We start from the raw sequence: 24,997 nt of genomic DNA on the forward strand, positions 1-24,997 counted from the left end.
GTACCCACCCACGGTTTGCGCCTTTAATGGCTGAATAGACCGGCTGGCGGAGGATTTCCATGACGAACGAAGAGCTTGTGGCCGAGATCGAGGCGTTGGGCGTGAAACTGGCCCAGGCCAAGGCGTCGATTGCGCGCCGGATCATCGGCCAGGAAGAAGTGGTGGACCTGACCCTGTCGGCAATGCTGTCGGGCGGCCACGCCTTGTTGATCGGCCTGCCCGGCTTGGGCAAAACACGCCTGGTCGAGACCCTGTCGACGGTGATGGGGCTGGACGCGGGACGGGTGCAGTTCACGCCGGACCTGATGCCCGCGGATATCCTGGGATCGGAAGTGTTGGAGGAAGGCCAGGGCGGCACGCGGGCGTTCCGGTTCCTGAAGGGGCCGATCTTTTGTCAGTTGCTGCTGGCGGACGAGATCAACCGCGCCAGCCCGCGCACGCAATCGGCTCTGCTGCAGGCGATGCAGGAACGCGCGGTGACCATTGCGGGGCATGAACATGAGATGCCCGCGCCCTTCCATGTGCTCGCCACGCAGAACCCGCTGGAGCAGGAGGGCACCTATCCGTTGCCCGAGGCGCAGCTGGACCGGTTCCTGTTACAGATCGACGTGGAGTACCCGACCCGGGATGCGGAGCGTGACATCCTGCTGGCCACGACCGGCACCGAAGAGGCCGAGGCTGAACCGGTCTTTACAGCCGGTGAGTTGATGGCGGCACAGCACCTTCTGCGGCGCATGCCGGTGGGCGAGGCGCTGGTCGAGGCGATCCTGGATCTGGTGCGCGCCTGCCGCCCGGATGACGACAGCGCGCCGGCGGCGGTGCGCGAAGCGGTCAGTTGGGGCCCGGGGCCACGCGCGGCGCAGGCCTTGATGCTGCTGGTGCGGGCGCGGGCTCTGCTGGACGGGCGTCTGGTGCCGGGGCTTGCGGACCTTCATGCGCTGGCGCGGCCGGTTCTGATCCACCGCATGGCGCTGAGCTATGGCGCGCGGGCACGTGGCGAAAGCCTGGCCGCGCTGATTGACCACGTGGTGGCGGATCGGGCCGGGAAGGCGGCCGCTTGAGCCCAGCTGCCCTGCGCGCACGGGCCGAGGCGCTGGCCCAACCCCTGCCGCCCCTGCTGGCGGAGGCGCGACAGCTCGCGGCCTCGATCCAACTGGGTGAACATGGGCGACGACGCCCCGGCATGGGCGATGCCTTCTGGCAATATCGCCCGGCGATGCAGGGGGACCCGGCGCGCGCGATCGACTGGCGGCGGTCTGCCCGGTCGGACCAGCATTTCGTGCAGGAAAAGGAATGGCAGGCGGCGCAGTCCGTGGTGTTCTGGGTCGACCGCTCGGCGGCGATGCAGTTTGCCGCCGAGGATCGCGTGACCAAGGCGGATCGTGCGGCGGTGTTGGGGCTGGCGCTTGCGTCCTTGCTGGTGCGGGGCGGCGAACGGGTCGGTCTGTCGGACATGCCGAACCCGCCCCAGGCCGGGGATTTGCAGGTCGAACGCATGGCGCGGTTACTCATGGCCGAGGAGGAGGCGGAATACGGTGAACCCCGTCTAACGCAGCTGCCCCGCCATGGCCGCGCGGTGTTCCTGTCGGATTTCCTGGGCCCGATCGAGGCAGTTGAAGCGGCGCTGGCTCGCGCCACGGATCGCGGGCTCTCGGGCGCGCTCTTGCAGGTGTTGGACCCGGTGGAGGAGGCATTTCCCTTCTCAGGCCGCACCCTGTTCCACTCCATGTCCGGCGGGATGCGCCATGAGACACGCGAGGCGGCGGACCTGCGGGAGGCCTACCAGGAGCGGTTGGCGGCGCGAAAGGCGGCGCTGGCGGCCCTGGCGGCCAGCCATGGTTGGCGCTTTCACACCCATCACACCGGGGATGCCCCGGCGGCGGCGCTTCTGTGGCTTTATCACGCGATGGAGCGGCAGCGCTGATGTGGGCGCTGGGCCCGATAGGCTTTGCCACGCCGTGGCTGCTGCTGGCTCTGGCCGGGTTGCCGGTTCTGTGGTGGCTGTTGCGCGCCGTGCCGCCCGCGCCGATCCGGCGGCGCTTCCCGGGTGTCGTGCTTCTGCTGGGGCTGGAGGATCGCAAACAGCAGTCGGACCGCACGCCCTGGTGGCTGCTTCTGATGCGTATGCTGGCGGTGGCCGGGCTGATCATCGGGCTGGCGGGACCGGTCCTGAACCCGGAACGGGCGGGGGCTGCGAAAAGCGGTCCTCTGCTGGTCTTCATCGACAATGGCTGGGCCGCCGCACCCGATTGGGCCGCGCGCATGGAGGCAGTGGACGCCGCCTTGGCCGAGGCCGCGCAGGATGCGCGCCCGGTGGCGGTTGTTCTGGCCTCGGACGTGCCGGGCGAGGGGCTGCCGCTGCGCCCGGCAGGGGAATGGCGGGCCCGTCTGACCGGATTGGGCCCGGTGGCCTGGGCGCCGAGCTATGGCGCGGCTATGGCCTGGGCGTCGGACCTGCCCGGCGCGGAGACGCTGTGGCTCTCCGACGGTCTTGCGCGGGACGGTCGCGCCACCCTTCTGGCCATGTTTGAACAGGCGGGCACGGTGAGCGTCGCCGAGCCGCCCGCGCCGCGCCTGGGCCTTTTGCCGCCGCGGTTCGAGGATGGCGCGGTGAAACTGGAGCTTCTGCGCAGCGCCGATGGCGGTGAACGCTCGGTGCAGATCTCGGCCATTGGTCCGGACCCAACGGGCATCGAACGCGCCCTGGCCCGCGCCGAGTTGACCCTTGCCCCCGGCGCAACCCGTGCGGAAACGGCCCTGACTCTGCCGCCCGAGTTGCGCAACCGTCTGACCCGGTTCGAGGTTGAAGGCATCCGCAGTGCCGGCACCGTCGCCCTGGCTGATGACAGCCTGCGCCGCCGCCGCGTGGCGCTGGTGGGCGGCGCGGATCGCGAGGGGCTGGAGCTGCTCTCGCCGCTGCACTATCTGCGCCAGGCGCTGGAGCCGACCGCCGAGCTGATCGAAGGCGCGCTGAACGAGCTCATTCAGGCCAGCCCCGACGTGGTGATCCTGGCCGATGTCGCCACCTTGGCTGAACCCGACCAGCGCGCCGTGGCGGAATGGGTGGCGCAGGGCGGCTTGCTTCTGCGCTTTGCCGGGCCGCGCCTGGCTGCCAGCGACATTGGTCGCGGGATCGAGGATATCCTGCTGCCCGTGCGCCTGCGCGCCGGGGGGCGCAATGTCGGTGGCGCGATGAGCTGGGGAAGCCCGCGCGCGCTGGCCCCGTTCAGCGATCAATCGCCCTTCCACGGCTTGGTCATTCCCGATGATGTGCTGGTCTCGGCCCAGGTGCTGGCCGAGCCCGGCCCCGACCTGGGCGAGCGCACCATTGCGGCGCTGGCCGATGGCACGCCGCTGGTCACCCGCAAGGCGCTGGGCGAGGGGGCGGTGGTGCTGTTCCATGTCTCGGCCAACGCGGAATGGTCGAGCCTGCCGCTCTCGGGCCTGTTCGTGCAGATGTTGGAGCGGCTGGCCGTGTCGACCCGGCCGACGCGGCCGGAGGCGGAGACGCTGACCGGTACGACCTGGCAGGCGGAGCAGGTGTTGGACGGGTTCGGCGTGCTGAGCAAGGCCGAGGCGATGGCCGGTGTGGCGGGCGAGCGTCTGGCTGGCCTCGCCGGGCCGGACTTGCCGCCGGGGCTTTATGCCGAGGCCGACCGGCGCATTGCCGTGAACGCGCTGGGGGCGGAGGCGGAGCTGTCCCCGGCCCATTGGCCTGCCCGCGTGACGCCGGTCTGGGATATGGGCCGCGCGGCGCAGCCGCTGGGGCACTGGTTTCTGCTGGCGGCGTTGGTCCTGCTGTTGGCCGACATCCTGGCCGCGCTGCGTCTGAGTGGTCGGCTGGGCGGTGCCATGGCCGCTCTGGCGTGCGCGGTGCTATTGACCCCGGATGCCCAGGCCCAGGACGGGGAACCGACAGACCCGGCCCACCTGGCCGCCGCAGCCGAAGTGACCCTGGCCCATGTGATCACCGGAGATGCTGACCTCGATGCCCTGGCCCGCGCCGGGCTGGATGGGCTGGCGGGCGAGCTGACCCGCCGCAGTTCGGTCGAACCGGCGCCGTCGATTGGCGTGGATCTGGAGGTGGACGAGCTGTCGCTCTACCCGCTGCTTTACTGGCCGGTCAGCGAGAGGCAGTCGTTGCCATCGCCCGAAGCCTACGGGCGATTGAATCGTTATCTTGCCGGGGGCGGTCTGATCCTGTTCGACACCCGTGATGCGAACCTGGGCGGGGCGGGGCGATCAACCGCGGCGGGCCAGCGCCTGCGCGCCCTGGCCGCGCCCCTGGACGTGCCGCCGCTGGAGCCGATCCCGCTGGATCACGTGCTCACGCGCACATTCTACCTGCTGGGGGACTTCCCGGGCCGTTACGCCGGTCAGCCGGTCTGGGCCGAGGCCGCGCCGCCCGATGCCGAACAGGCCGAGGGCATGCCGTTTCGCAACCTCAATGACGGGGTCACGCCGGTGATCATCGGCGGCAATGACTGGGCCGGGGCCTGGGCAGTGGATGCAAACGGACGGCCCCTGCTGCCGGTCGGGCGCGGCGGGGCAGGGGAGCGGCAGCGCGAGATGGCCTATCGTTTCGGCGTGAACCTGGTCATGCATGTGCTGACCGGCAACTATAAGAGCGATCAGGTGCATGTGCCGGCTCTGCTGGAAAGGCTGGGCCAATGAATGCGACCAGCGTGATTTTCGACCCTGCGCTGCCCTGGCCGATCCTGGCCGGTCTGGGGGCGCTGGCGGTGCTCTTGGTGGCGCTTGGCGCCTGGCGTGGGTTGTCGGGCTGGGCGCTGCGCGCGCTGGCCCTCGCGGGGATACTCTTTGCCCTGGCCGGTCCGTCATTGCAGCAGGAGGAACGCGATCCTCTGACGGATATCCTGTTGGTTTTGCTGGATGAAAGCGCCTCGCAGCACCTGTCGGATCGAGCGGATCAAACTGCGACAGCCCTCACGGCGGTCGAGGCGCGGGTGGCCGCCACGGAAGGGCTCGAGATGACCCTGACCCGGGTTGGAGACGGCGAGGGAGATCAGGGCACGCGGCTGGCCTCGGCGCTTTCGCAGGCGCTGGCGGAGCTGCCGCGTGACCGGGTGGCGGGTGTCGTGGTGATTTCGGACGGGCGCGCGCATGATGTGGAGCTGATGCCGGACAGCCCGGCGCCCGCGCATTTGCTGCTGACCGGGCGGGACACGGATTGGGACCGCCGCCTGGTGGTCGAAAACGCCCCTGCCTTCGCGATCCTGAACGAGGAGCAGGAGATCTGGCTGCGTATCGAAGATCAGGGCGCAGCGCCCCCGGGCAACACCCGCACCACGCTGGAAATCTCGGTAGATGGCGGTGATCCGGTTTATCACGACGTGCCGGTGGGCGAGAGCCTGCGCCTACCCATCGTGCTGACTCACGGCGGGCAGAACGTCATCCGTTTCTCGGTCGCCGAACAGCCTGGCGAACTGACTGCACGCAACAATGCCGCCGTGGTGCAGATCAGCGGCGTACGCGACCGGCTGCGCGTGCTTCTGGTCTCCGGCCAGCCGCATCCGGGCACACGCACCTGGCGTAACCTGTTGAAATCGGATGCTTCTGTTGATCTGGTGCATTTCACTATCCTGCGTCCGCCGAACAAGCAGGACGGTGTGCCGGTGAGCGAGCTCAGCCTGATTGCCTTCCCGACGCAGGAGCTGTTCCTGGAAAAGGTCACCGAGTTCGACCTGATCATCTTCGATCGCTACATGCTGCGCGGCATCCTGCCGGGGCAATACCTGGGGTCGGTGCGGGACTATGTGATGGATGGCGGTGCGGTGCTGGTGGCGGCTGGGCCGGATTTCGCCACCGCGCAGAGCCTCGCGCGTTCACCCTTGGGGGATATCCTGCCCGCCGCGCCAAGTTCCCATGTGATCGAACGTGAATTCGCCCCTGAGGTGACCGATCTGGGGGCGCGCCATCCGGTCACCCGCGGGCTTGAAGAATTTGCCCCGCCGGGCGGCTGGGGCCGTTGGCTGCGCCTTGTCGAACTGGAACCGGGTGCAACCGGCCAGGTCGTCATGCAGGGGCTCGATCGTCCGCTGTTGAGCCTTGATCGGGTGGGCGAGGGGCGCGTGGCCTTGCTGGGATCCGATCATGCCTGGCTGTGGAGCCGGGGATACGAGGGCGGCGGGCCGCAGCTGGAACTGCTGCGCCGCCTGGCCCATTGGATGATGAAGGAACCCGAGCTGGAGGAAGAGGCGTTGAGCGCCCAGGCCGAGGGGCTGCGTTTGGTGGTGACCCGCCGGACCCTGGGCGAGGGCGCGCGGGAGGTCACCGTGACCCGCCCCGATGGCGAGGAAGAGCTGTTGCCCCTGACCGAAGAGGCCCCGGGGCTTTATCGTGGCACCTATCTGGCGCCGGAAATGGGGCTTTATCGGTTGGAAGAGGGCGACCTGACTGCGGTTGCCGCACTTGGCCCGGCTGCCCCGCGCGAATTCGAACAGACCGTGGCGACCGGGGAGTTGCTGGCCCCGGCCTTGGAGGGTTCGGGCGGCGTAGTGAAACGGTTGGAAGAGGGCATGCCCGCCCTGCGTCCCGTGCGTCCGGGGCGCCCGTCGGCGGGACTGGGGTGGATCGGCTACACCCCGCGTGAGGCCTATGTGACCACGGCGCTGACGGTCGTGCCCCTGGCCCCGGCCTGGCTGATCCTGCTGGTCCTGGCCGGGTTGGCGATTGCTGCGTGGCTGTGGGAAGGGCGGAGACGGGTCACCGGTTAGCTTGGTGATCTGGGACCGGTTGCGCGGCTTATTCCAGCGGCACAACGTAGACCTGATCGCCCCAACCATCGCGATTGCAGCGCGCGCGGATGTGCAGGGCCGTGACGCCTTCGGGCACGTCGACAGGCAGCGATCGGGTAAAGGGCTGTTCCTGCACATGAGGATGGGCCAGGACGCGCAGCCCCAAGACCTCGCCATCCGGCGTGCTGACCTCCCAACCATCCGCATAGTGCTCCCAGCCTGTGTCGGGATGCGACAGGGTGACATGCAGGCTGCTGCCGCGCAGCTCGGCACCTTCGATGACGGGGAAATCCGCCTGTGCGGGCAGGGTTGACGCGACAAGCAGCGCAAGGGGGCAAAGGTATTTCATCCGACATCCTCCAACAGAACTTCCCGCGAGCGCGAGGCGAACTCGCGCCGCCACAGGACAAAGAGCGTGATCAACGTGGCACCGATCAGGGCAATGGGCCCGGCAAACCAGGCAAGCGCCGCGATTGCGAAATAGACCGACCTGAGCCCACGATTGAAACTGCGCGCGGCGGTGTTGCTGAGCGCACCTGCCTGACGGGCACGGGGGAGGGCCTGGGCATCCTCAGGGTCATTGGGCACCGAGGCCATGACCACCGCGCAATAGCCAAACAGGCGGTGCGACCAGACGAAGCTCAGGAAAGCATGGGTCAGAAAGCCGATCACCAGCAGGATGCGCACCTCCCAGACCAGCACCGGCGCCTCGGCCTGGGCCAGATCGGCGGCAACGCCGGACAGCCGTTCCGTATTGCCCAGAAGGGCCATGCCACCACCGATCCCGATCATCGAGGCAGAGGCAAAGAAACTGGTGCCCTGGCGCATGTTCGACAGGATCGAACTGTCGAAGACGCGCGGTTGGCGGGTGACCATCTGCTTCATCCAGTCATGGCGATACTGCGCCACCAGGCGCGAGGTCGACACCCGTCGCGGCGAGGGGTTCTCGATCCGCCAGCCGATGATCAGCCACCCCAGCAACAGGGCGCAGACAGCCAGGGCATCCAGCGGTGAAAACGGGGCCAATTGGTCAAGGACTTGCATGGAAAAACCCTAGCCGCCCGGGAATGCGCTTGCCAGCGCCAATTGGTTGGTTATATTTTCTTACCAATTGAAGGGAGGGCGCCATGCAAATGCCGACCCCGAACGCCGGGATCATTGCCCGCAAATCGCTTATCGTCGACCGCCTGCAGACACTGCTGCCCGACGGCGCGGTGATCCATGAAGCGCGCGAGACCAAGGCCTATGAATGCGATGCGCTGACCGCCTATCGCTGTCCGCCGCTCTGCGTGGTGCTGCCGGAGACCACGGATCAGGTGGCCGCTATCATGCGCCTCTGCCACGCGGAAGGCATTCCAGTCGTGCCGCGTGGTGCGGGCACCTCGCTGGCCGGGGGCTCGCTGCCCACGGCGGATGCGGTGGTGCTGGGCACCGCGCGGCTGAACGACGTGCTGGAAACCGACTATGCCAACCGCTTCATCCGGGTCCAGGCCGGGCGTACAAACCTGTCGGTGACCGGCGCGGTCGAGGAAGATGGGTTCTTCTACGCCCCTGATCCCTCCAGCCAACTGGCCTGCGCCATCGCCGGCAATATCGCGATGAACTCCGGCGGCGCCCATTGCCTGAAATACGGCGTGACCACCAACAACCTGATGGGCGTGACCATGGTCATGGCCGATGGTGAGGTGGTCGAGATCGGCGGGCCGCACCTGGACGCACCCGGGCTGGACCTGCTGGGGCTCATCTGCGGCTCGGAAGGGCAACTAGGGGTGGTCACTGAGGCGACCTTGCGCATCCTCGCCAAGCCCGAGGGCGCGCGGCCGGTACTGATCGGATATGACTCGAACGAGGTGGCCGGGCGCTGCGTGTCCGACATCATCAAATCCGGCATCCTGCCCGTGGCGATCGAATTCATGGATCGCCCGGTGATCCGCGCGACCGAGGCTTTCGTCGGCGCGGGATACCCCGATTGCGAGGCGTTGCTGATCATCGAGGTCGAGGGTTCCGAGGCGGAAATCCAGGACCAGCTGTCCCGCATCATCGAGATCGCACGGCGCCATGACCCGGTCGAGCTGCGCGAAAGCAGCTCGGAAGAGGAAAGTACCGCGATCTGGCTGGGGCGCAAATCGGCCTTCGGCGCGATGGGGCGGATCAATGACTACATGTGCCTCGATGGTACGATCCCCGTGTCCGAATTGCCCCGTGTGCTGACCCGGATCGAGGAGCTGTCGGCGGGCTACGGGCTGGATGTCGGCAACGTCTTTCACGCGGGCGACGGCAATATGCACCCGCTGATCCTGTTCGATGCCAACAAGCCCGGGGACCTGGAAAAATGCGAGGCGCTGGGCGCGGATATCCTGCGGCTCTGTGTCGAGGTCGGCGGTTGCCTGACCGGCGAACACGGGGTGGGCGTGGAGAAACGCGACCTGATGGGGGCGCAATACACGGCTGATGATCTGGAGATCCAAATGGCGGTGAAGGATGTGTTCGACCCGAAATGGCTGTTGAACCCGGCCAAGGTCTTTCCCCTGGACGTGACGGAAGGACGCCGCAAATGAGCGCTCAGTTGATCCCCGAAACCGAACAGGATCTGGCGGAAGCGATCCGAGCCGCCGCGCGCCCGTTGCGCATTCGCGGCGGGGGCACCCGGGACATCGGCCAGGATGTGCCGGGAGAGCCGCTGTCCACCGCCGCTTTGACCGGCGTTAACCTTTATGAACCCGGTGCGCTGACCCTGGTCGCCCACGCGGGTACGCCGCTTGCCGAGATCGAGGCGCTGCTGGCGTCGGAAGGCCAGCGCCTGCCGTTCGAGCCGATGGATCACCGGGGCCTCTTGGGCACCACCGGCACGCCGACCATTGGCGGGGTGGTGGCGGCCAATGTCTCCGGCTCCCGGCGCATCCAGGTGGGGGCGGCGCGGGATTTCACCCTTGGGGTGCGTTTCGTCGACGGCACCGGCACCGTGCTGAAGAACGGCGGGCGGGTGATGAAGAATGTGACCGGCTATGACCTGGTCAAGCTGATGGCGGGCAGCTGGGGCACGCTGGGCGTCATGTCCGAAGTCTCACTGAAAGTTGGGGCGATCCCGGAAACGGAAGCCACGCTGGTTGCACGTGGGCTGGATGTGGCGCAGGCGGTCACGGCGCTGTCGGCGGCCCTGGGCTCGCCCTTTGATGTCTCCGGTGCCGCGCATCTGGATGCCGCCGCGGGTGGCGGGGAAGGCGAGACGCGCATTCGTATCGAAGGGCTTGCGGGGTCGGTTGCCTATCGAGCCGGGCGCCTGCGCGAAGATATCTGCGCGGGCTGGGATCTGATTGAAGGGGACGCCAGCGCTCCCCTGTGGAAGCAGGTCCGTGACGTTGAACCCTTCCATGGCAAACCCGGGCATGTCTGGCGCTATTCGGTCAAGCCCTCGGATGCGCCCGCGCTGAGCAACTGGATTGCTCTTGAGCGCCCCGGGGCCGAGTTTGTCTATGACTGGGGCGGCGGTCTGGTCTGGGCCCTTGTCGCCCCGGGCGGCGACCTGCGCCCGGATGCGCACAACCTGGGCGAAGAAGCGATCCCCGGCCATGCCACCCTGGTTCGTGCGGATAGTCAGAGCCGGTTTGAACTTATCGTTTTCGAACCTCCTAAGCGGGTAGAAGAGCAGATTATCGAAGGTTTGTTACAGAAATTCGATCCTCGGCGCATTCTGAACCACCAGTTAATGGGCATGTGACATGCAGACCTCGTTCACCCCTGAACAGCTGGAAGACCCCGGCCTGGCCCGCGCGAACGAGATCCTGCGCTCCTGTGTGCATTGTGGTTTCTGTACCGCGACCTGCCCGAGCTACCAGGTGCTGGGCGACGAGTTGGACAGTCCGCGCGGCCGCATCTACCTGATCAAGGACATGTTGGAGAGCGGGAGGGACGCGGATGAAGAGGTGGTCAAACACATCGACCGCTGCCTGTCCTGCCTGGCCTGCATGACCACCTGCCCCTCGGGCGTGCATTACATGCACCTGGTGGATCACGCGCGCGAACATATTGAAAAGACGTACAAACGCCCGCTGATGGATCGGCTCCTGCGCTGGACGCTCGCGCTGATCATTCCCCATCCGGGGCGCTTCCGCTTTGCGCTTCTGGGCGCCAAGATCGGCAAGCCCTTCCGCCGCTTCGTGCCGGATGCTCGGCTGCGCGCCATGCTCGCCATGGCGCCCGCACAGATCCCGGCGGTCAGCCGCAATGATGACCCGCAGGTATTTCCGGCCAAGGGCGCGCGCAAGAAACGCGTTGCGCTTCTGACCGGTTGTGCGCAGAAGGCGCTGGACACCGATATCAACGACGCAACGATCCGCCTTCTGACCCGGCTGGGCTGCGAGGTGGTGGTGGCCAGGGGCATGGGCTGTTGCGGCGCGCTGACCCATCACATGGGCAAGACCGGCGAAAGCCACGCCTCGGCCGCCGCCAATATCCGCGCCTGGATGGCCGAGGATCGCGGCGAGGGGCTGGATGCGGTGGTCATCAACACGTCGGGCTGCGGCACGACGGTGAAGGATTATGGCTATATGTTCCAGGACGATCCCATGGCCAAGGAGGCCGCGCGGATCAGCGAATTGGCAAAGGATATCAGTGAGGTACTGGTTGATCTTGATCTGCCGATTGGCGAGATGCCCCAGCGCGTCGCCTATCACGCCGCCTGTTCGCTGCAACACGGGCAACAGATCAAGAGCCACCCGAAAACCCTGCTGAAACGCGCAGGTTTCGAGGTGGTGGAACCCGCCGACAGCCACCTCTGCTGTGGTTCGGCGGGCACTTATAACCTGATGCAGCCGGAAATCAGCGCGGAGCTGAAGGCCCGCAAAGTGCGTACGATCGAAGCCAAACAGCCTGACATCATCGCCGCCGGAAACATCGGCTGCATGGTTCAGATCGGTGGCGGGACCGAGGTGCCGGTGGTGCATACGGTCGAGCTGCTGGATTGGGCCACGGGCGGGCCGAAACCACGCAAGCTGGGCTGACCTCGCGTCCGCCTGTGGCGTGCGGGCAACGCGCGCCCATACAATCCGATTGGGGCAGGTCCGACACGATCCTGCCCCATTCTTGCCCCATTTCGCTGCGATACCCGTCTGAACAAGGACGGGCATATGCGAAAACTGTTGGCTTTTCTGGTGCTTGGCCTGGGTTTTTCAACCCCTCTCGGGGCCTCGGATCCCACGCCTTTGCGCAGTCTGATCACCGGCGACGACAGCCGCGGCTGGGAGGCCGTGGGCCGTCTGAACATGGGCGGCGACAGCTTCTGCACCGGCGCGCTGATTGCCGACAACCTGGTTTTGACCGCCGGGCATTGCCTGTTCGACAAGGACACGGGGCGCCGCTACGAAGCCGGTGAGATCGAGTTTCTGGCCGGGTGGCGCAATGGCCGTGCCTCGGCCTATCGCGGCGCGCGCCGGGCGTTGGTGCATCCGGATTTTGACTTCTCGGGCCTCGACAAGGCACAACGGGTGGCTCATGATTTGGCCCTGATCGAGCTTGACCGGCCGATCCGCAACACCTCGGTTACCCCGTTCAACACCGCGCATCGCCCGCGCAAGGGGGCGGAGGTGGGCGTGGTGTCCTACGCATATGACCGCGCCGAAAGCCCGGCATTGCAGGAGATGTGCCATGTGCTGGCGCGACAGTCGGGCACTCTGGTCCTGTCATGCGAGGTTGATTTCGGCAGCTCTGGCGCGCCGATCTTCATCCAGCAGGATGGCGAGGCGCGCATCGTTTCGGTCGTATCGGCCAAGGCATATGTCGAAGAGACTCGAGTCAGCCTGGGCACCAGCCTGGAGAAACCCTTGCAAGAGCTGATGGCGCAGCTGGAAGAAAGCGATGGGGTCTTTACCCGTGTTGAACCGACTGCGCGGCGCATCGACCTGGGCGGTGGGCTGCACAGTTCGGGTGCGAAATTTGTCCGACCCTGAGGGTCTTGAACCCGGAAAAATCCTTCATACCTGACTGTCACGGGCGCCGCCGAGCGGGCCCGGTTTCAACCCGCCTGTCCCATGGGGAAGGCAACCACACAGTCGCTCAATGGAGGACACCATGCGCAATTTCGACCTTTCGCCCCTTTACCGTGCCACCGTCGGTTTCGATCAGATCGCAGACCTGATGGACCGGGTGCTGACCAATGACGTCAGCCGCGAAAGCTACCCCCCGTACAATATCGAGAAAACCGGTGAAGACGCCTGGCGCATTTCCGTCGCCGTGGCCGGGTTCACCGAAGATGAGCTCAATGTCGAGGTCAAGCAGAACGCGCTCTTCGTGTCGGCCAAGAAGGCCGGCGACGACGAACGCACCTACCTGCATCGCGGCATCGCCACCCGTGCTTTTGAACGCCGCTTCCACATGGCCGACCATGTGCGCGTGACCGGCGCGGTGCATGAGAACGGCATGCTGCATATCGATCTGACCCGCGAAGTGCCCGAGGCGCTGAAGCCGCGCCGGATCGAGATCGCCCGCGCGGGCGATGTCGAGGCCAAGGTGATCGAGGCCTGATCCACCTTTCCCTCCCGAAGGTGTCGGCGCGTGGGACCTCCCCCCACGCGCCTTATTCGTGTCAGGCGGCCCCTCAAGCAGGCTGTGCCGTGCGGCTCTCCTGGTTCAAGAGGTAGAGGCTCGCCCCCAGGATCACCGCCGTGCCCAGCCACATCGACCCGGTGGGCGCAAAGCCGTAGGCGGCAAAGCCCAGGGCCACGTTCAGCGGCAGTTTCAGGTGGTCGAAGGGCTGCAAAAACGCCGCATCCGCCAGCGAATAGGCGCGCACCAGAACATGTTGCGCGAGCGCCGTCAGCAGACCGGCCCCGACCACGTACCAGATCGCCGATTGCGGCAGGGCGAAGCCGGTGCCCGCCGCCAGGGCGAAGTTGATAGGCGAGAGCAGGATCAGCAGGTAGATCGTCACCGTTTCCGGTCCGTCATCACGGGTCAGGTGTTTGGTCACGACCGACGATGCCGCCCAGAACGCGGCCGCCGCGACCGGCAGTAGCGCCGTCAGCTGGAACCGGTCCGACCAGGGTTCAAGGATGATGGCCCCGCCCACGATGCCCAAAACGACCGCGCCCCAGCGTTGTGGGGTGACATGTTCACCCAGCAGAAGCCCGGCGCCACTGGTGACGAAGAAGGGCGAAAGCATGATCAGCGCGATGGCCTGCCAGATTGGCACATGCGCCAGCCCCCAGACCCAGAGCTGAACGCCCACGGCAGCCAGTGCCACGCGCAACACGTGAAGCCCCGCCTGGTTGGTGTGCAGAACTGCCAGCCGGTGGCGGTGGATCCAGGGAATGTAGAACCCGAGGGCAATGAGATATTGCCAGAAGGTGACCGCCGGGGAGCTGGCCCCGTGCAGCATTGTGGCCGTCTGCAGCGCGGTATTAACCAGCGCGAAGGCGGCGCCCGCGGCGACCATCAGGACCGCGGCGAAAAGTGGTTTGCGAGTCATGGCGTATCTGTCCTTTCTGTCTTTACGCACGTGACTCAAGGCAGACAGGACAAGACACGGACCCCGGATGGGGTCCGCACCGTACCCATTCTCTTCCATCCGGACTATGACCGTCGGCTCCGGAGTTGCACCGGATCTGCTGACACCTCTCATCAGAAAGGCCGCTCGCGGGCTTTGTGAGTTGTTTGGCTTCACGGACACCGTTTTCAAGCCAAGAGTGCTTGAAAACGGAGCCACATTTCTTGTGACTCCAAAAACTCACTTACCGCCGGTGGGGAATTCCACCCCGCCCTGAGAATGCGCCGCCCCCGGGTGGGGACGGCGCTGGGACCCTAGGGGCGGGGGCGGGGGCGTGTCAACGGGTCAGCGTCTCGGCCAGGCGCATCAGCTTCACGGCTTCCGCACGGTAACCGAACTCATCCGCGCCCTTGTTGGCATTGGCCAGCGCAATTAGGTCGGAGTAGCCCCAGTTGCCCAGGTACTTGCCGCCCCGCAGCAGCTGGCCGAAGCCCGCCACCGCCACGCTGAACCGCGCATCTTCCGAGGCCGCGCCCATGTCGGGCAGGATCGGGGTTTCGATCAGGGTCGAGACATCCTCGCCCGGCGCCTTGTAGCGCAGTTTCAGGTAGCCCAGTTCACCCGATCCATCCGTCTCGACCGGCGGGGCGTAGCGCAGGGCGTCACTCATCACGGCGTCGGAGCCGACCGGGGTCACCTCGTAGATTGCTGTCACGGTATGGCCTGCGCCGATCTCGCCCGCGTCCACCGCGTCATTGTTGAAATCCTCACGCGCTAAGCTGCGGGTTTCATAGCCAATCAGCCGGTATTCGGCGATCATGGCGGGGTTGAACTCGACCTGGATCTTGACGTCATCCGCGATGGGGAAGAGCGCGCCGGTCAGTTGATCCACGAGCACTTTCTGCGCCTCCGACAGCGTGTCGATATAGGCCGCCGTCCCGTTGCCGTTCTGCGCCAGCGCCTGCATGGTGGCGTCCTGCAGGTTGCCGCGACCGAAGCCCAGGACCGACAGGTAGGTGCCCGTGTCGCGTTTGTCTGCGATATAGTCCTTGAGCGCCTCGGGGTCCGACAGGCCGACATTGAAATCGCCATCCGTGGCCAGGATCACGCGGGAGACTTCGCCGTCTGCCGTCATGCTCTCGGCCACCGCATAGGCCTGTTGCAGCCCGGCCTGCCCGGCGGTGGACCCCCCGGCGTGCAGGTTGTCCAGCGCGGCCAGGATGGTGCTGCGATCCTCGGCACGGGTGGGTTCCAACACCTGCCCCGCACTGCCTGCGTAGGTGACAATCGACACTTCATCCTCGGGCCGCAATTCCGACAGCATCAGGGCAAAGCTCTGCTTGAGCAGGGGCAGTTTGGTGGGATCATCCATCGAGCCGGAAGTGTCGATCAGGAAGACCAGGTTCAGGGGCGGGCGGGCGTCCACTTCGGGCAGTTCGCCCTGGATGCCGATGTGCACCAATTGCGTGCCCGCGTTCCAGGGCGTGTCCATCACCGTGACGGTGGGCTGGAACGGGTGCGGGCCTTCGGGCGTCGGATAGGCATAGGGGAAATAGTTTACCATTTCCTCAATGCGCACCGCGTCCGAGGGCGGCAACTGCCCGCGCGAGATCATGTTGCGGATGAGCGACCAACTGGCCGTGTCCACGTCGATCGAGAAGGTGCTGACCGGCTCCTCGCTGGTGATCTTCAGCGGGTTGGGGGCTTCGTTGGCATAGGATTCTGTGTCTGCGGGAACAGGGGGCACCAGATCGGGTGAGGTGACCGAGGCGCCAAAATGGAGCCCGTCGTCGGTCTCACCGCTCATGGTGAACTGGATGTCTGCGCCGGAAGGGGCCACGCGAGCCGTGGGGGCGGGGGCTGTGGCCATCAGGCCTTCGGCAGCCATGTCGGCCTCGGCCAACTCCATCGGGGCCGGTTCGATCATCGGTTCGGCCAACGGTTCAGCCGCGACAAAAGCCTCTTCTTCGATGCGTGCCTCATCTGTTTTTTGCGTTGCGACCTCGCGCAGGCGCAGATCGCCGCTTTGGTAGGTCGGCAACACCGTCACCACGACAGCAACGGCAACAAGGGCGGTGGAGGCGGCAATGGCGCCACGGGTGGAAAGGGCTTGAAACATCTTGGTCACTCCTGTTTTCAACCACCCGTTCGGGGTGGCTTCAGGAGTAGGACGCGCCTCATCCCGCGATCCTTGGAGCGCATCGAAGTTTTTCATCGCCAAAGCGATATTTTCTTCCTTCGCCCCCTCATCAGGGGCGGGCGGGGCCTGTTTCAGACCGTGTGAGATCAGCTTGAGATCGTCGTCGTCGCTCATGGCCAATCCTCCGTTTCTCGCAGGTGTTTGAGGCGCTTCTTGACCTCCGACATGCGCCAGGCGACGGTGCCTTCGGACACCCCCAGCACCTGGGCGGCCTGCGATTGTTTCATCTCTTCGCCCAGCACCAGCGCGACGGTGTCGCGCAGATCCTCGGGCAGGGCGCGCATGGCTTGGGCGAGCCAGTCGAGGTTGCCCGCAGCCTCGTCATTCACCGCGCGGCGGTTCTTTTCCCAGTCGCCCCAGCCATCGGCGGCGCGGGTGCGTGTCGCCGCGCGCCTGCGCCGGTCATGCATGGCGTTTACCGCCACCCGGTAGAGCCAGGTGGAAAACCGCGCCTCGCCCCGGAATGTCGCCAGCTTGGCGGGCAGGGCGGCGCAGATGTCCTGGGTCAGATCCTCGGCCTCGTGACGCGATCCGGACAGGCGAAAGGCAAAGGCGAAGAGCCGGTCATAATGACGCGCCAGAAGGCTCGCGAAAGCCTCGCGATCCCCACAGGCCGCCGCCCGCGCCAATGCCTCATCCGTCCGTTCCATGCGCATCACATAGAGTATGACGCAAGCCGCGGGTCAATCCTTGGAAAAAACTGTAAGGTGATGAAAACGGGGGGTGAGATGCTTTACGACGGCAGGTGCCATTGCGGCCGGGTGCGGTTCCGGGTCGAGGCGGAGATTGACCATGTGCGGGTCTGCGACTGTTCGATCTGCCACATGAGGGGGGCGCTGATCTTTCGCGTGCCCGAGGGGGCGCTGGAGCTCATGACACCGCTGGAGGACATGGTGCTTTATGAATGGGGCAGTCGCACGGCCAAGGACTACCTGTGTCCGACCTGCGGGATCCTGCCGTTTCGCCGCCCCTCGGCGCCTACGCGGGTGGAGCTGGAGCAAGGCGTGCAACCCTTTGACGGCTGGGCGATCAACACCCGTTGCCTGGTCGGGTTCGACCCATCCTCGGTGCCCGTCCGGCAGATCCGTGGTCGCCTGATCCAGCGTGATTGAACCGGGTGACACTGCGTCGCATCTCAATCCGAAATCATGGAAATTCAGGCCCTTGTCGCCTCTGCGCCACCCGACTAGGCTCGCGTAAAACGCGATGGATTTCGAGATGTTTCGCCACCTTTTCACGACGACGATTGCACTTTTGCCGCTGACCGCCTCCGCCCAGGATCTGCCCCGCGCATTGGTGCCGGACTGGGTCACGGTGAACACGATCCCCGAGATCGACCCGGAGCTTCTTCCCTATGCCTCGGGCGGGGTGTTCTACCGGCTCGATGATACGCAGGTGCGCCACGATGGCGACCGGGCAGAGGTGTATCATCGCCTGTCGATCGAGGTTCTGTCCCGTGAAGGGCTGGAGGAGGCGGCGAATATCCTGCGCAGCTATGATCCCGAGTTCGATCGGTTGAGCTTGGTGCATCTCGATATTATCCGCGATGGCGAGGTGATCGCCCTGGCCGATGAGGTCTCGGCCGAGCTGTTTCGGCGCGAGACCCAGGTCGAACAGGGCATTCTGGATGGAACGATGTCGGTCCATCTGGTCGCGCCGGATGTGCGTGTGGGCGACGTGGTCGATCTGGCCTTTCTGTGGGAAAGCGAGGCGCCGGTGCCGGGCTCGTTGATGACCGGGCGGTACCAGCTGGAATATGACGTGCCGACCGGCATGTCACAGGTGACGAGCTTTTGGCCAAGCGACGTGCCGATCTCCCTGTCGACCCTGCGCGATGAGGTCGAATTCTCACACAGTGAAGGCGAGATGCAGGATCGCTATGTCTGGACCGTGACGGGGCAGGTGCCGCCTGAGATCGAGGATGAGCTGCCGCCGGAGTTCAACCCCTACCTGGGCTTCGAATACTCGGGCTATGCGGATTGGGAGGCGGTTACCGCCGCGCTGGGCCGGCATTACGAGGTCGACCACGCGGTGCCCGAGGCCTGGGCTGCGGACGTGGCCCGGATTGCCGCCGAACACAAGGACGACCCGGCCGCGCGCGCCTTTGCCGCGCTGCGTCTGGTGCAGGAGCGTGTGCGCTATGTCGGGGTCGAGATCGGTGCAGGCGGCTATTATGCCCGGGACCCGGCGCTGGTCGTGTCTCAGGGCTTTGGTGATTGCAAGGACAAGGCCGTCCTTCTGCGCACGTTGCTGCGCGCCCTGGATGTCGAGGCCGAAGTGGCACTGACCGATCTGGATCAGGGCTGGGGCCTTCCGGATCGTCTGCCGTCGGTCTTCGCCTTCGATCACATGATTGCAGGGGCGAAGATCCATGGCGAATGGGTCTGGATGGACCCCACCAGTTCGTATGAAGAGGGCGGGTTGGTCACCGCGGCCCGGCCGGACTACGGCTATGTCTTGCCGGTCACGCCCGGGCGCGATGATCTGGTACGGATTGATCCGGAGGAACGCTCGTACCTGGGTGCGGATGTGACCGAGAGCTATCGCTTTACCCCGCGAGGGGTGCTGCTGACCGTGACCTCGCATTATCAGAACCGGTCGGCGGACGGACAGCGCGGCTATTGGGCGCGCAATTCGGTGCGCGACATTGCTGATCGCTACCTGGACTATTACCGCCACTACTATCCCGAGATCGAACGGTTGGATCTGCCGACGTTGCATGATCAGAAACAGGCAAACCGGGTGCTGGTGGTCGAGAACTACCTGATCCCGAAGGACAGCATCCACGAGACCGACCTGGTGCGCGACTTCACATTTGTCGGGCCGGATTATGGCTGGGTCATGCGGGCCAAGGATCGGCGCAATCGCCGGTCACCGCTGTTGATCAACCACCCGGTGTCCCAACATCACAGGGTGCTTGTGGCGAATGCCCCGATCGAGTTTGCTCCGCCTGACCGTGTGGAGATGGAGAACGAGGCGTTTTCCTACACGTTTTGGGGCGGTGCGAGCGAAGGGGGCAACATGACGCTCGACTGGACCCTGGAAAGCCACAAACGCATCGTGGCGCCGCAGGATGTCGCGCGAGTGATGGGCGAAGCGGACGAAATGAACGAGATGACCACCTGGTCCTGGGACCTGACCCCCGAGGGCGCGAAGGTGGATGCACCGTCCGGGTTCCAGGGGATCGTCGATGGTCTGATGTCCTTCTTCCCGCAGGATGAGGATGGCGGGCAGGACAGGTAGGGAAGTGGGGAGGGCCGGGGCCCTCCCCACCCGTTTTACGACTTCGGATCGGCGATGGAGCCGACATTGAAGAACATCGTCTCGCCCGAGTGATCATCCACCCCGTCGTTGTCGGTCGACACCCAGGCGGTGCCGTCGGGGAAGATCGCCAGGCCCTCGACCTTGTCCAGGACGTAACCGCCGGTGGCGGTCAGGTCCGGCAGCAGGTCACGCACCAGTTCCTTGGTCACGACGGGCAGGGGGCCACCCAGGGGGGCGGGCTGCATTTCGGCCAGGGGGATGCGGAAGATCTGCTTGGTCACGGCGCGGAAGTCATGTTGGTTGTCGCGCTCGATCACATAGACATAGTCGCCATGGGCCACGATTTCCGACAGGCCGACCCAGCCGGTGGCCGGTTCCGCTTTCGGATAGTGGACCGCGCCCCATTCCTTGGTCTCAAGGTTGTAGCTGACCAGTTTCACGTGGTTCTTCGGATCGTCCTTCCACTCACGTTGAATGGCCATCCACAGGGTGTCGCCGATGCGGGTGATGCCTTCGAAGCCAAAGCGTTTCTCGACCGCGGCCAGCTCGGCAGGGATACCGATCTCGCCCTTCAGGTTGCGGATCGAGCCGTCAGCGGCGACGTGGTAGATCGCATGCGGGATCAGCCGTTCGGTGCGACCTTCGGAGGCGACGTAGAAGCCGCCCTTGCCGTCCAGAGTGATACCTTCCAAGTCCAGCTTCTGCGCCGGATGCCCGTTGCGGGTGATGCGGATCACGTCCACGATGCGGGCAGGCACCTGCGTGGTGTCGATCTTGAAGATCGAGGGCTGGAAACCATAGAAACTGTCCGACACGGCCCAGACCACGCCGCCCTCATCGGCCACCATGCCCGAGATCGCGCCCCAGCCGATCAGCTCATCGGCGCCCGCGCTGGTCAGCTGCGGGTAGGCCGCTGGTGCATCCTGATATTCGTAGATCATCACATGGGCCCGCGCACCCTTGTCTTCGATCAGGTCCTTCTCGTTGGCCGAGACCAGCAGGCCCCGCGACGGGATGGTCACATAGCCTTCCGGGCCGACACCCGAGGGCAGCAGTTGTTTCAGTACCGGGTTGGCAAGATCAGCGGCGTCATAGACCCCCACGACCGAGGCGCGTTCGGCGCCGACGAAGATCAGGCGGTCTTCGCCATAGGTGGCGGCGGTCACGCTTTCCGGCTCCACCCCTTTGCTGTCCGAACGCTTGTCCGGGTAGTGGCCGATCTGCACGATGGCGTGTTCGAAGCTCACGCCGCTTTCGTACACGACCGTACCGTCCTGGTTGAAGATGGTCCACCCGCGCGAGCCACCTTCGTAATCGCCCTCGTTGGCGGTGGCGAAGTGGTCGGCATCGACCCATTTCACCGCGTCAGGTTCGCGTTTGCGCCCCATCTGGCTTTCGGTAAAGATCAGCGCGCCGCGCTCGTCGGTGGCGTCGATGCCCTCCAGGTCGACGGCGCCCGCCGAGAAGTGGCTCAGCACCGTGCCGTCGCGGCCCACGACCACGATGTGATTGTTTTCCTGCAGGGTGACGACGGTCTCGCCTTCGGCGTTGATGTCGACGTATTCGGGCTCGGGATCGGTCGGTGCGATCTCGGCCAGGCCGGTCAGGGCCACATGTTTCAGGCTGGCACAGTCCAGCGCGCCGTCTTTCAGGTCGATCAGAACCAGGTCACCCGCGGGCAGCTGCGGGATCATGCCATCGTTCAGGTCTTCGTCGCGCTCGTTCTCGATGGCAACGGCCAGGAAGGACCCATCGGGGGCCTTGGCAACCGAATCCGGCTGGCCGCCCAGATCACAGGAGCCGGTTTCCGCGCCGGTGGCCACGTCGAAGCTTTTCAGCAATCCCGAGGGGGCCACGTAGCTTTCGGACGTGTTCACGCCGACAAAGGCGGTCTGGCCGATCACGGCCACGCTGGTCGGCTCGCCGGGCAGGGCGATGTTGCCCAGGGGCTTCGGGTCGCGCGGATCGGTGATGTCGATGCGCCCCAGCACGCTCAGCGGGCTGTCGGTATAGACCAGCGTCATGCCATCGGCGGTGACGTCGATGATCTCGGGGCTGGATTCGCGCATCATGTCTTCGCCGGCAGCCATGTTCATGACCACAGGGAAGGAGACGATGCGGTTGAAGTTCATCTCGGCCTGCGCGGCACTGGCGGTCAGCGCCAGGGCGGAGGTGAGGGTGATGCGTGCAAGCATGTTGCCACTCCCGGTTGGTAAGTACCCGGCCGGGAGTGGCGCAGTGTTGTGTCATGGGCGTAACGCGCAGGTTTCAGTTTCGTGAAACGCGCGGTGTGCCCGTTTTCTTCGAAGAAAACGGTCCGGAATTTTCGAAAATTCCGGTTAGACCGACATGCAGATGTACTTCATCTCCAGGTAATCCTCGATCCCGTGATGGCTGCCTTCGCGCCCGAGGCCGGACTGTTTCACGCCGCCAAAAGGTGCGACCTCGGTCGAGATGATGCCGGTGTTCACGCCGACGATGCCATATTCCAGCGCCTCGGCCACCTTGTAGACGCGGGAAAGGTCGTTGGCATAGAAGTAGCTCGCCAGGCCGAAGATCGTATCATTGGCCAGCTCGATCACCTCGTCCTCGTCCTTGAACCGGAACAGGGGGGCCAGCGGGCCGAAGGTCTCGTCGGTGGCGAATTCCATGTCGCGGGTGGCGCCGGTGACGATGGTGGGCTCGAAGAAGAGCCCGCCCTTTTCGTGTTCCTTGCCGCCCAGGATGACCTCGGCGCCCTTGGCGGTTGCGTCGGCAATATGGGCGCGCACCTTGTCCACCGCCCCGTCCGAGATCAACGGCCCCAGCGCGGTGCCATCGTCCAGCCCGTCGCCCACCGGCAGGGCGGCCACGGCGGCGCGCAGTTTCTCGGCAAAGGCGTCATAGACCCCGTCCTGCACATAGATGCGGTTGGCGCAGACGCAGGTCTGGCCATTGTTGCGGAACTTGCAGGCGATGGCCCCTTCGACGGCGGCGTCGAGGTCTGCGTCGTCAAACACGATAAAGGGCGCGTTGCCGCCCAGCTCCATCGAGCATTTCATGACTTGGTCGGCGGCCTGGCGCAGCAGGATGCGACCGACGTTGGTCGAGCCGGTAAAGGTCAGCTTGCGCACCGTGTGGTTCTCGCAGAACTCCTTGCCGGTCTCGGACGCGTTGGAGCTGGGCACCACGTTGAATAGCCCCCCGGGCAGGCCCGCGCGTTCGGCGAGGACCCCCAGGGCAATCGCCGACAGCGGGGTCAGCTCGGCGGGGCGGGCGATAAAGCCGCAACCGGCGGCGATGGCCGGGCCGCATTTGCGGGTGATCATCGCGTTGGGGAAGTTCCACGGGGTGATCGAGGCGGCAACACCGATCGGCTGCTTGATCACGGTGATGCGCTTGTCGGGCTGGTGGCCCGGGATCGTCTCGCCATAGATGCGGCGGCCTTCCTCGGCGAACCATTCGATGAAACTGGCACCATAGGCGATCTCGCCCATCGCCTCGGCCAGGGGTTTGCCCATCTCGGCGGTCAGGATGGTGGCCAGGTCCGCCTGGTTTTCCATCATCAGCTCATACCAGCGGCGCATGATTTGGGCGCGGTCCTTGGCGGTGCGTTTGGCCCAGGCCTTGCCCGCCACATCCGCCGCTGCAATGGCGCGGGCGACTTCCGCGCGCGACAGGTCGGCCACCTGGGCGATCACGTCGCCACGCGCCGGGTTAATCACGTCGAAAGTGGCGCCGTTGTCAGCGTCGATCCATTCCCCGGCCACATAGGCGCGGGTTTCCAGCAAAGTCGGATCTTTCAGAAGGCTTTTCAGATCGGTTGCATTGGCGGTCATTTTCATCTCCCATGGCCCTGCGCCAGCTGTGCCGGAACACGCGGCCCATGTAAAGAGCTTAACGTGTTAATTATCGCAAGGATGTCCCTTTGAACCCCGATCTAGCCTATGCAAATGCGGATTTCATCCCGAATGCGACGCAATTTCCGTCGCTTTGGGCGCGCTTGGCGCAAGAATTCCGCGCGGGGGCGAAGAATCTGCGAAAGGACCTTCGATATGGACCCGGATTGCGCCAGTCCCTGGACCTTGTCCTGCCCGATGGCGTGCCGCGCGGGCTGGTCGTTTTCGTGCATGGCGGATATTGGCGGGCCTTCGGTCATGCGACCTGGACCCACCTGGCGGCGGGGCCGCTGGGGCAGGGGTGGGCGGTGGCGCTGCCGTCCTACACCCTGGCGCCCGAGGCGCGGATTTCCGAGATCACGCGGGAAGTTGCACGCGCCATCGACCTGGCTGCGGGTGAGGTCACCGGGCCCATCGTGCTGGCAGGCCATTCGGCGGGTGGGCACCTGGTGGCGCGGATGAATTGCGCGGATGTCGCCCCGGGCTGCGCGGATCGGATCCGGCGCATTGTGCCGATCTCACCTATAAGCGACCTGCGCCCGCTGCTGCACACCGCCATGAATGTGGACCTGCGGCTGGATGCGTTGGAGGCTGAGGCGGAAAGCCCCGCCCTGATCACCGACCGGTTGCACATCCCGACCACGGTCTGGGTCGGTGCGCAGGAGCGTCCGGCCTTTCTGGATCAGGCCCGCGGGCTCACCGATGCCTGGCCCGAGGCGCAGTTGCGCGTGGCCCCCGGGCGGCACCATTTTGACGTGATTGCACCACTGGCAGACCCAAACAGCGCGCTCACCCGGGCCTTGTTGGCCTAGCCGCCGAAATCCTCCAGCGCCTTCACGTCGATGGCCTCCAACAGCGGGATCATCACCTCAACCGGCGCGCCCTTGGCCTGGATCAGGATGCGGTTGTCGACCAGGCCCGACAGCTCGCCATCCTGGTTCATGTATTTCATCCGTCCGACCCGTTCGAGCTTGGCCCCCATGACAGCCGCATTGCCGATCATGCCCGCAAAGGCCGCGATCATCGGGTTGTCGGCCATGATGGTGATCGAGAACTGCTGCCCGTCCATGCTGTATTCGGCCTCGGCCCCGGTGCCGCCGCCCATGAAGGCAAGGCTGGAGTTCATCTCGGAGTTCACCTCGCGGGTCCAGCCGTCGGGTGCCTCGGGTAGAAAGGCCGACAGGGCGTCGGTCTTCAGCGCCATGATCAACTGCTTGGCAAACTCCAGCTCTTCCAACGCGTATTGGATGTCGCCTTCGTTATAGGCTGCAAGTGCGCTTTCCAGCGTGTCCGAGACCTCGTCGGCCCCGGCTGTGGTGGCGATCGTGGCTGTGCCCAGCAGAAGGGCCGTGATGGCGAGAATATGTTTCATGAAAACCTCCCTTGTCAGAATGGCAGCATTCTGGCTGGGGCGGGG

20 protein-coding genes and 1 riboswitch are annotated in these 24,997 nt (G+C 65.5%); of the genes, 12 read left to right on the forward strand and 8 right to left on the reverse strand.

Annotated features, from left to right (window positions below):
• The first annotated feature begins 59 nt into the window (after window positions 1-59).
• The 4 genes from ACO07D_RS12585 to ACO07D_RS12600 are packed head-to-tail and all read left to right on the forward strand — an operon-like array spanning window position 60 to window position 6,737.
• Window positions 60-1,061: an AAA family ATPase gene (locus tag ACO07D_RS12585; protein ID WP_421703293.1), complete on the forward strand. Its 1,002-nt coding sequence runs from the start codon at window positions 60-62 to the stop codon at window positions 1,059-1,061.
• A complete protein-coding gene (locus ACO07D_RS12590) occupies window positions 1,058-1,924 on the forward strand; it encodes a DUF58 domain-containing protein (protein WP_421703294.1) in 867 nt (288 codons plus the stop codon). The genes ACO07D_RS12585 and ACO07D_RS12590 overlap by 4 nt, the downstream gene beginning before the upstream one ends.
• Window positions 1,924-4,674, forward strand: coding sequence for a DUF4159 domain-containing protein (locus ACO07D_RS12595; protein ID WP_421705029.1), 2,751 nt, complete (start codon window positions 1,924-1,926; stop codon window positions 4,672-4,674). Before ACO07D_RS12590 ends, ACO07D_RS12595 begins: the two co-directional genes overlap by 1 nt.
• Complete coding sequence (locus ACO07D_RS12600; protein WP_421703295.1) at window positions 4,671-6,737, forward strand: hypothetical protein; 2,067 nt, start codon at window positions 4,671-4,673, stop codon at window positions 6,735-6,737. Before ACO07D_RS12595 ends, ACO07D_RS12600 begins: the two co-directional genes overlap by 4 nt.
• A 28-nt stretch (window positions 6,738-6,765) precedes the next feature.
• On the opposite strand, the gene ACO07D_RS12605 is transcribed toward ACO07D_RS12600, so the two are convergent.
• Together ACO07D_RS12605 and ACO07D_RS12610 are read right to left on the reverse strand one after the other, a co-directional pair.
• Window positions 6,766-7,107 (reverse strand): hypothetical protein, encoded by a 342-nt coding sequence (locus tag ACO07D_RS12605; protein ID WP_421703296.1) that lies wholly within the window; start codon window positions 7,105-7,107, stop codon window positions 6,766-6,768.
• On the reverse strand, window positions 7,104-7,802 hold the full coding sequence (locus tag ACO07D_RS12610; protein ID WP_421703297.1) for a DUF599 domain-containing protein: 699 nt from the start codon (window positions 7,800-7,802) through the stop codon (window positions 7,104-7,106). The genes ACO07D_RS12605 and ACO07D_RS12610 overlap by 4 nt, the downstream gene beginning before the upstream one ends.
• Before the next feature lie 83 nt (window positions 7,803-7,885).
• Here ACO07D_RS12610 and ACO07D_RS12615 point away from each other — a divergent pair, with 83 nt between their 5' ends.
• The 5 genes from ACO07D_RS12615 (at window position 7,886) to ACO07D_RS12635 (ending at window position 13,277) form a co-directional block, all read left to right on the forward strand.
• A complete protein-coding gene (locus ACO07D_RS12615) occupies window positions 7,886-9,316 on the forward strand; it encodes an FAD-linked oxidase C-terminal domain-containing protein (protein ID WP_421703298.1) in 1,431 nt (476 codons plus the stop codon).
• A complete protein-coding gene (locus ACO07D_RS12620; RefSeq protein ID WP_421703299.1) occupies window positions 9,313-10,476 on the forward strand; it encodes an FAD-binding protein in 1,164 nt (387 codons plus the stop codon). The genes ACO07D_RS12615 and ACO07D_RS12620 overlap by 4 nt, the downstream gene beginning before the upstream one ends.
• A 1-nt stretch (window position 10,477) precedes the next feature.
• On the forward strand, window positions 10,478-11,758 hold the full coding sequence (glcF, locus tag ACO07D_RS12625; RefSeq protein ID WP_421703300.1) for a glycolate oxidase subunit GlcF: 1,281 nt from the start codon (window positions 10,478-10,480) through the stop codon (window positions 11,756-11,758).
• 126 nt (window positions 11,759-11,884) lie between these two features.
• Window positions 11,885-12,703, forward strand: a complete 819-nt coding sequence (locus ACO07D_RS12630) for a trypsin-like serine peptidase (RefSeq protein WP_421703301.1) — start codon at window positions 11,885-11,887, stop codon at window positions 12,701-12,703.
• Window positions 12,704-12,824: 121 nt separating this feature from the next.
• Window positions 12,825-13,277 (forward strand): Hsp20 family protein, encoded by a 453-nt coding sequence (locus ACO07D_RS12635; RefSeq protein WP_421705030.1) that lies wholly within the window; start codon window positions 12,825-12,827, stop codon window positions 13,275-13,277.
• 73 nt (window positions 13,278-13,350) lie between these two features.
• Here ACO07D_RS12635 and ACO07D_RS12640 read toward each other — a convergent pair whose 3' ends face one another.
• The 3 genes from ACO07D_RS12640 to ACO07D_RS12650 all read right to left on the reverse strand — a co-directional run bounded on the left by ACO07D_RS12640 (window position 13,351) and on the right by ACO07D_RS12650 (window position 17,088).
• Window positions 13,351-14,220: a DMT family transporter gene (locus ACO07D_RS12640; protein ID WP_421703302.1), complete on the reverse strand. Its 870-nt coding sequence runs from the start codon at window positions 14,218-14,220 to the stop codon at window positions 13,351-13,353.
• Window positions 14,221-14,303: 83 nt separating this feature from the next.
• Window positions 14,304-14,523, reverse strand: a riboswitch (FMN riboswitch).
• A gap of 52 nt (window positions 14,524-14,575) precedes the next feature.
• Entirely contained in the window at window positions 14,576-16,552 is a 1,977-nt protein-coding gene (locus ACO07D_RS12645) for a vWA domain-containing protein (protein WP_421703303.1), read from the reverse strand.
• Window positions 16,549-17,088, reverse strand: a complete 540-nt coding sequence (locus tag ACO07D_RS12650; protein ID WP_421703304.1) for an RNA polymerase sigma factor — start codon at window positions 17,086-17,088, stop codon at window positions 16,549-16,551. Before ACO07D_RS12650 ends, ACO07D_RS12645 begins: the two co-directional genes overlap by 4 nt.
• Window positions 17,089-17,148: 60 nt before the next feature.
• On the opposite strand from ACO07D_RS12650, the gene ACO07D_RS12655 reads away from it, so the two are divergent.
• Window positions 17,149-17,550 carry a GFA family protein gene (locus ACO07D_RS12655; RefSeq protein ID WP_421703305.1) on the forward strand — a complete coding sequence of 134 codons (402 nt, stop codon included), beginning with the start codon at window positions 17,149-17,151 and terminating at the stop codon, window positions 17,548-17,550.
• A 106-nt stretch (window positions 17,551-17,656) separates the two neighbouring features.
• Window positions 17,657-19,681 (forward strand): DUF3857 domain-containing protein, encoded by a 2,025-nt coding sequence (locus ACO07D_RS12660; protein ID WP_421703306.1) that lies wholly within the window; start codon window positions 17,657-17,659, stop codon window positions 19,679-19,681.
• A gap of 35 nt (window positions 19,682-19,716) precedes the next feature.
• On the opposite strand, the gene ACO07D_RS12665 is transcribed toward ACO07D_RS12660, so the two are convergent.
• Both ACO07D_RS12665 and ACO07D_RS12670 read right to left on the reverse strand, forming a co-directional pair.
• The gene (locus tag ACO07D_RS12665; protein ID WP_421703307.1) at window positions 19,717-21,897 is read right to left on the reverse strand and encodes an esterase-like activity of phytase family protein; all 2,181 of its coding nucleotides are present in this window, start codon (window positions 21,895-21,897) and stop codon (window positions 19,717-19,719) included.
• A 144-nt stretch (window positions 21,898-22,041) separates the two neighbouring features.
• Window positions 22,042-23,520: an NAD-dependent succinate-semialdehyde dehydrogenase gene (locus ACO07D_RS12670; protein WP_421703308.1), complete on the reverse strand. Its 1,479-nt coding sequence runs from the start codon at window positions 23,518-23,520 to the stop codon at window positions 22,042-22,044.
• Window positions 23,521-23,609: 89 nt separating this feature from the next.
• Between ACO07D_RS12670 and ACO07D_RS12675 the strand changes: the two genes are divergently transcribed.
• Window positions 23,610-24,392 (forward strand): alpha/beta hydrolase, encoded by a 783-nt coding sequence (locus tag ACO07D_RS12675; RefSeq protein ID WP_421703309.1) that lies wholly within the window; start codon window positions 23,610-23,612, stop codon window positions 24,390-24,392.
• Here the strand turns inward: ACO07D_RS12675 and ACO07D_RS12680 are convergent.
• Window positions 24,389-24,952, reverse strand: coding sequence for a hypothetical protein (locus ACO07D_RS12680; protein ID WP_421703310.1), 564 nt, complete (start codon window positions 24,950-24,952; stop codon window positions 24,389-24,391). The two genes, ACO07D_RS12675 and ACO07D_RS12680, sit on opposite strands and share 4 nt — an antisense overlap.
• Window positions 24,953-24,997 lie beyond the last annotated feature (45 nt).

The organism is Aliiroseovarius sp. (genome assembly GCF_965228805.1).
GTDB lineage: Bacteria > Pseudomonadota > Alphaproteobacteria > Rhodobacterales > Rhodobacteraceae > JASBTN01.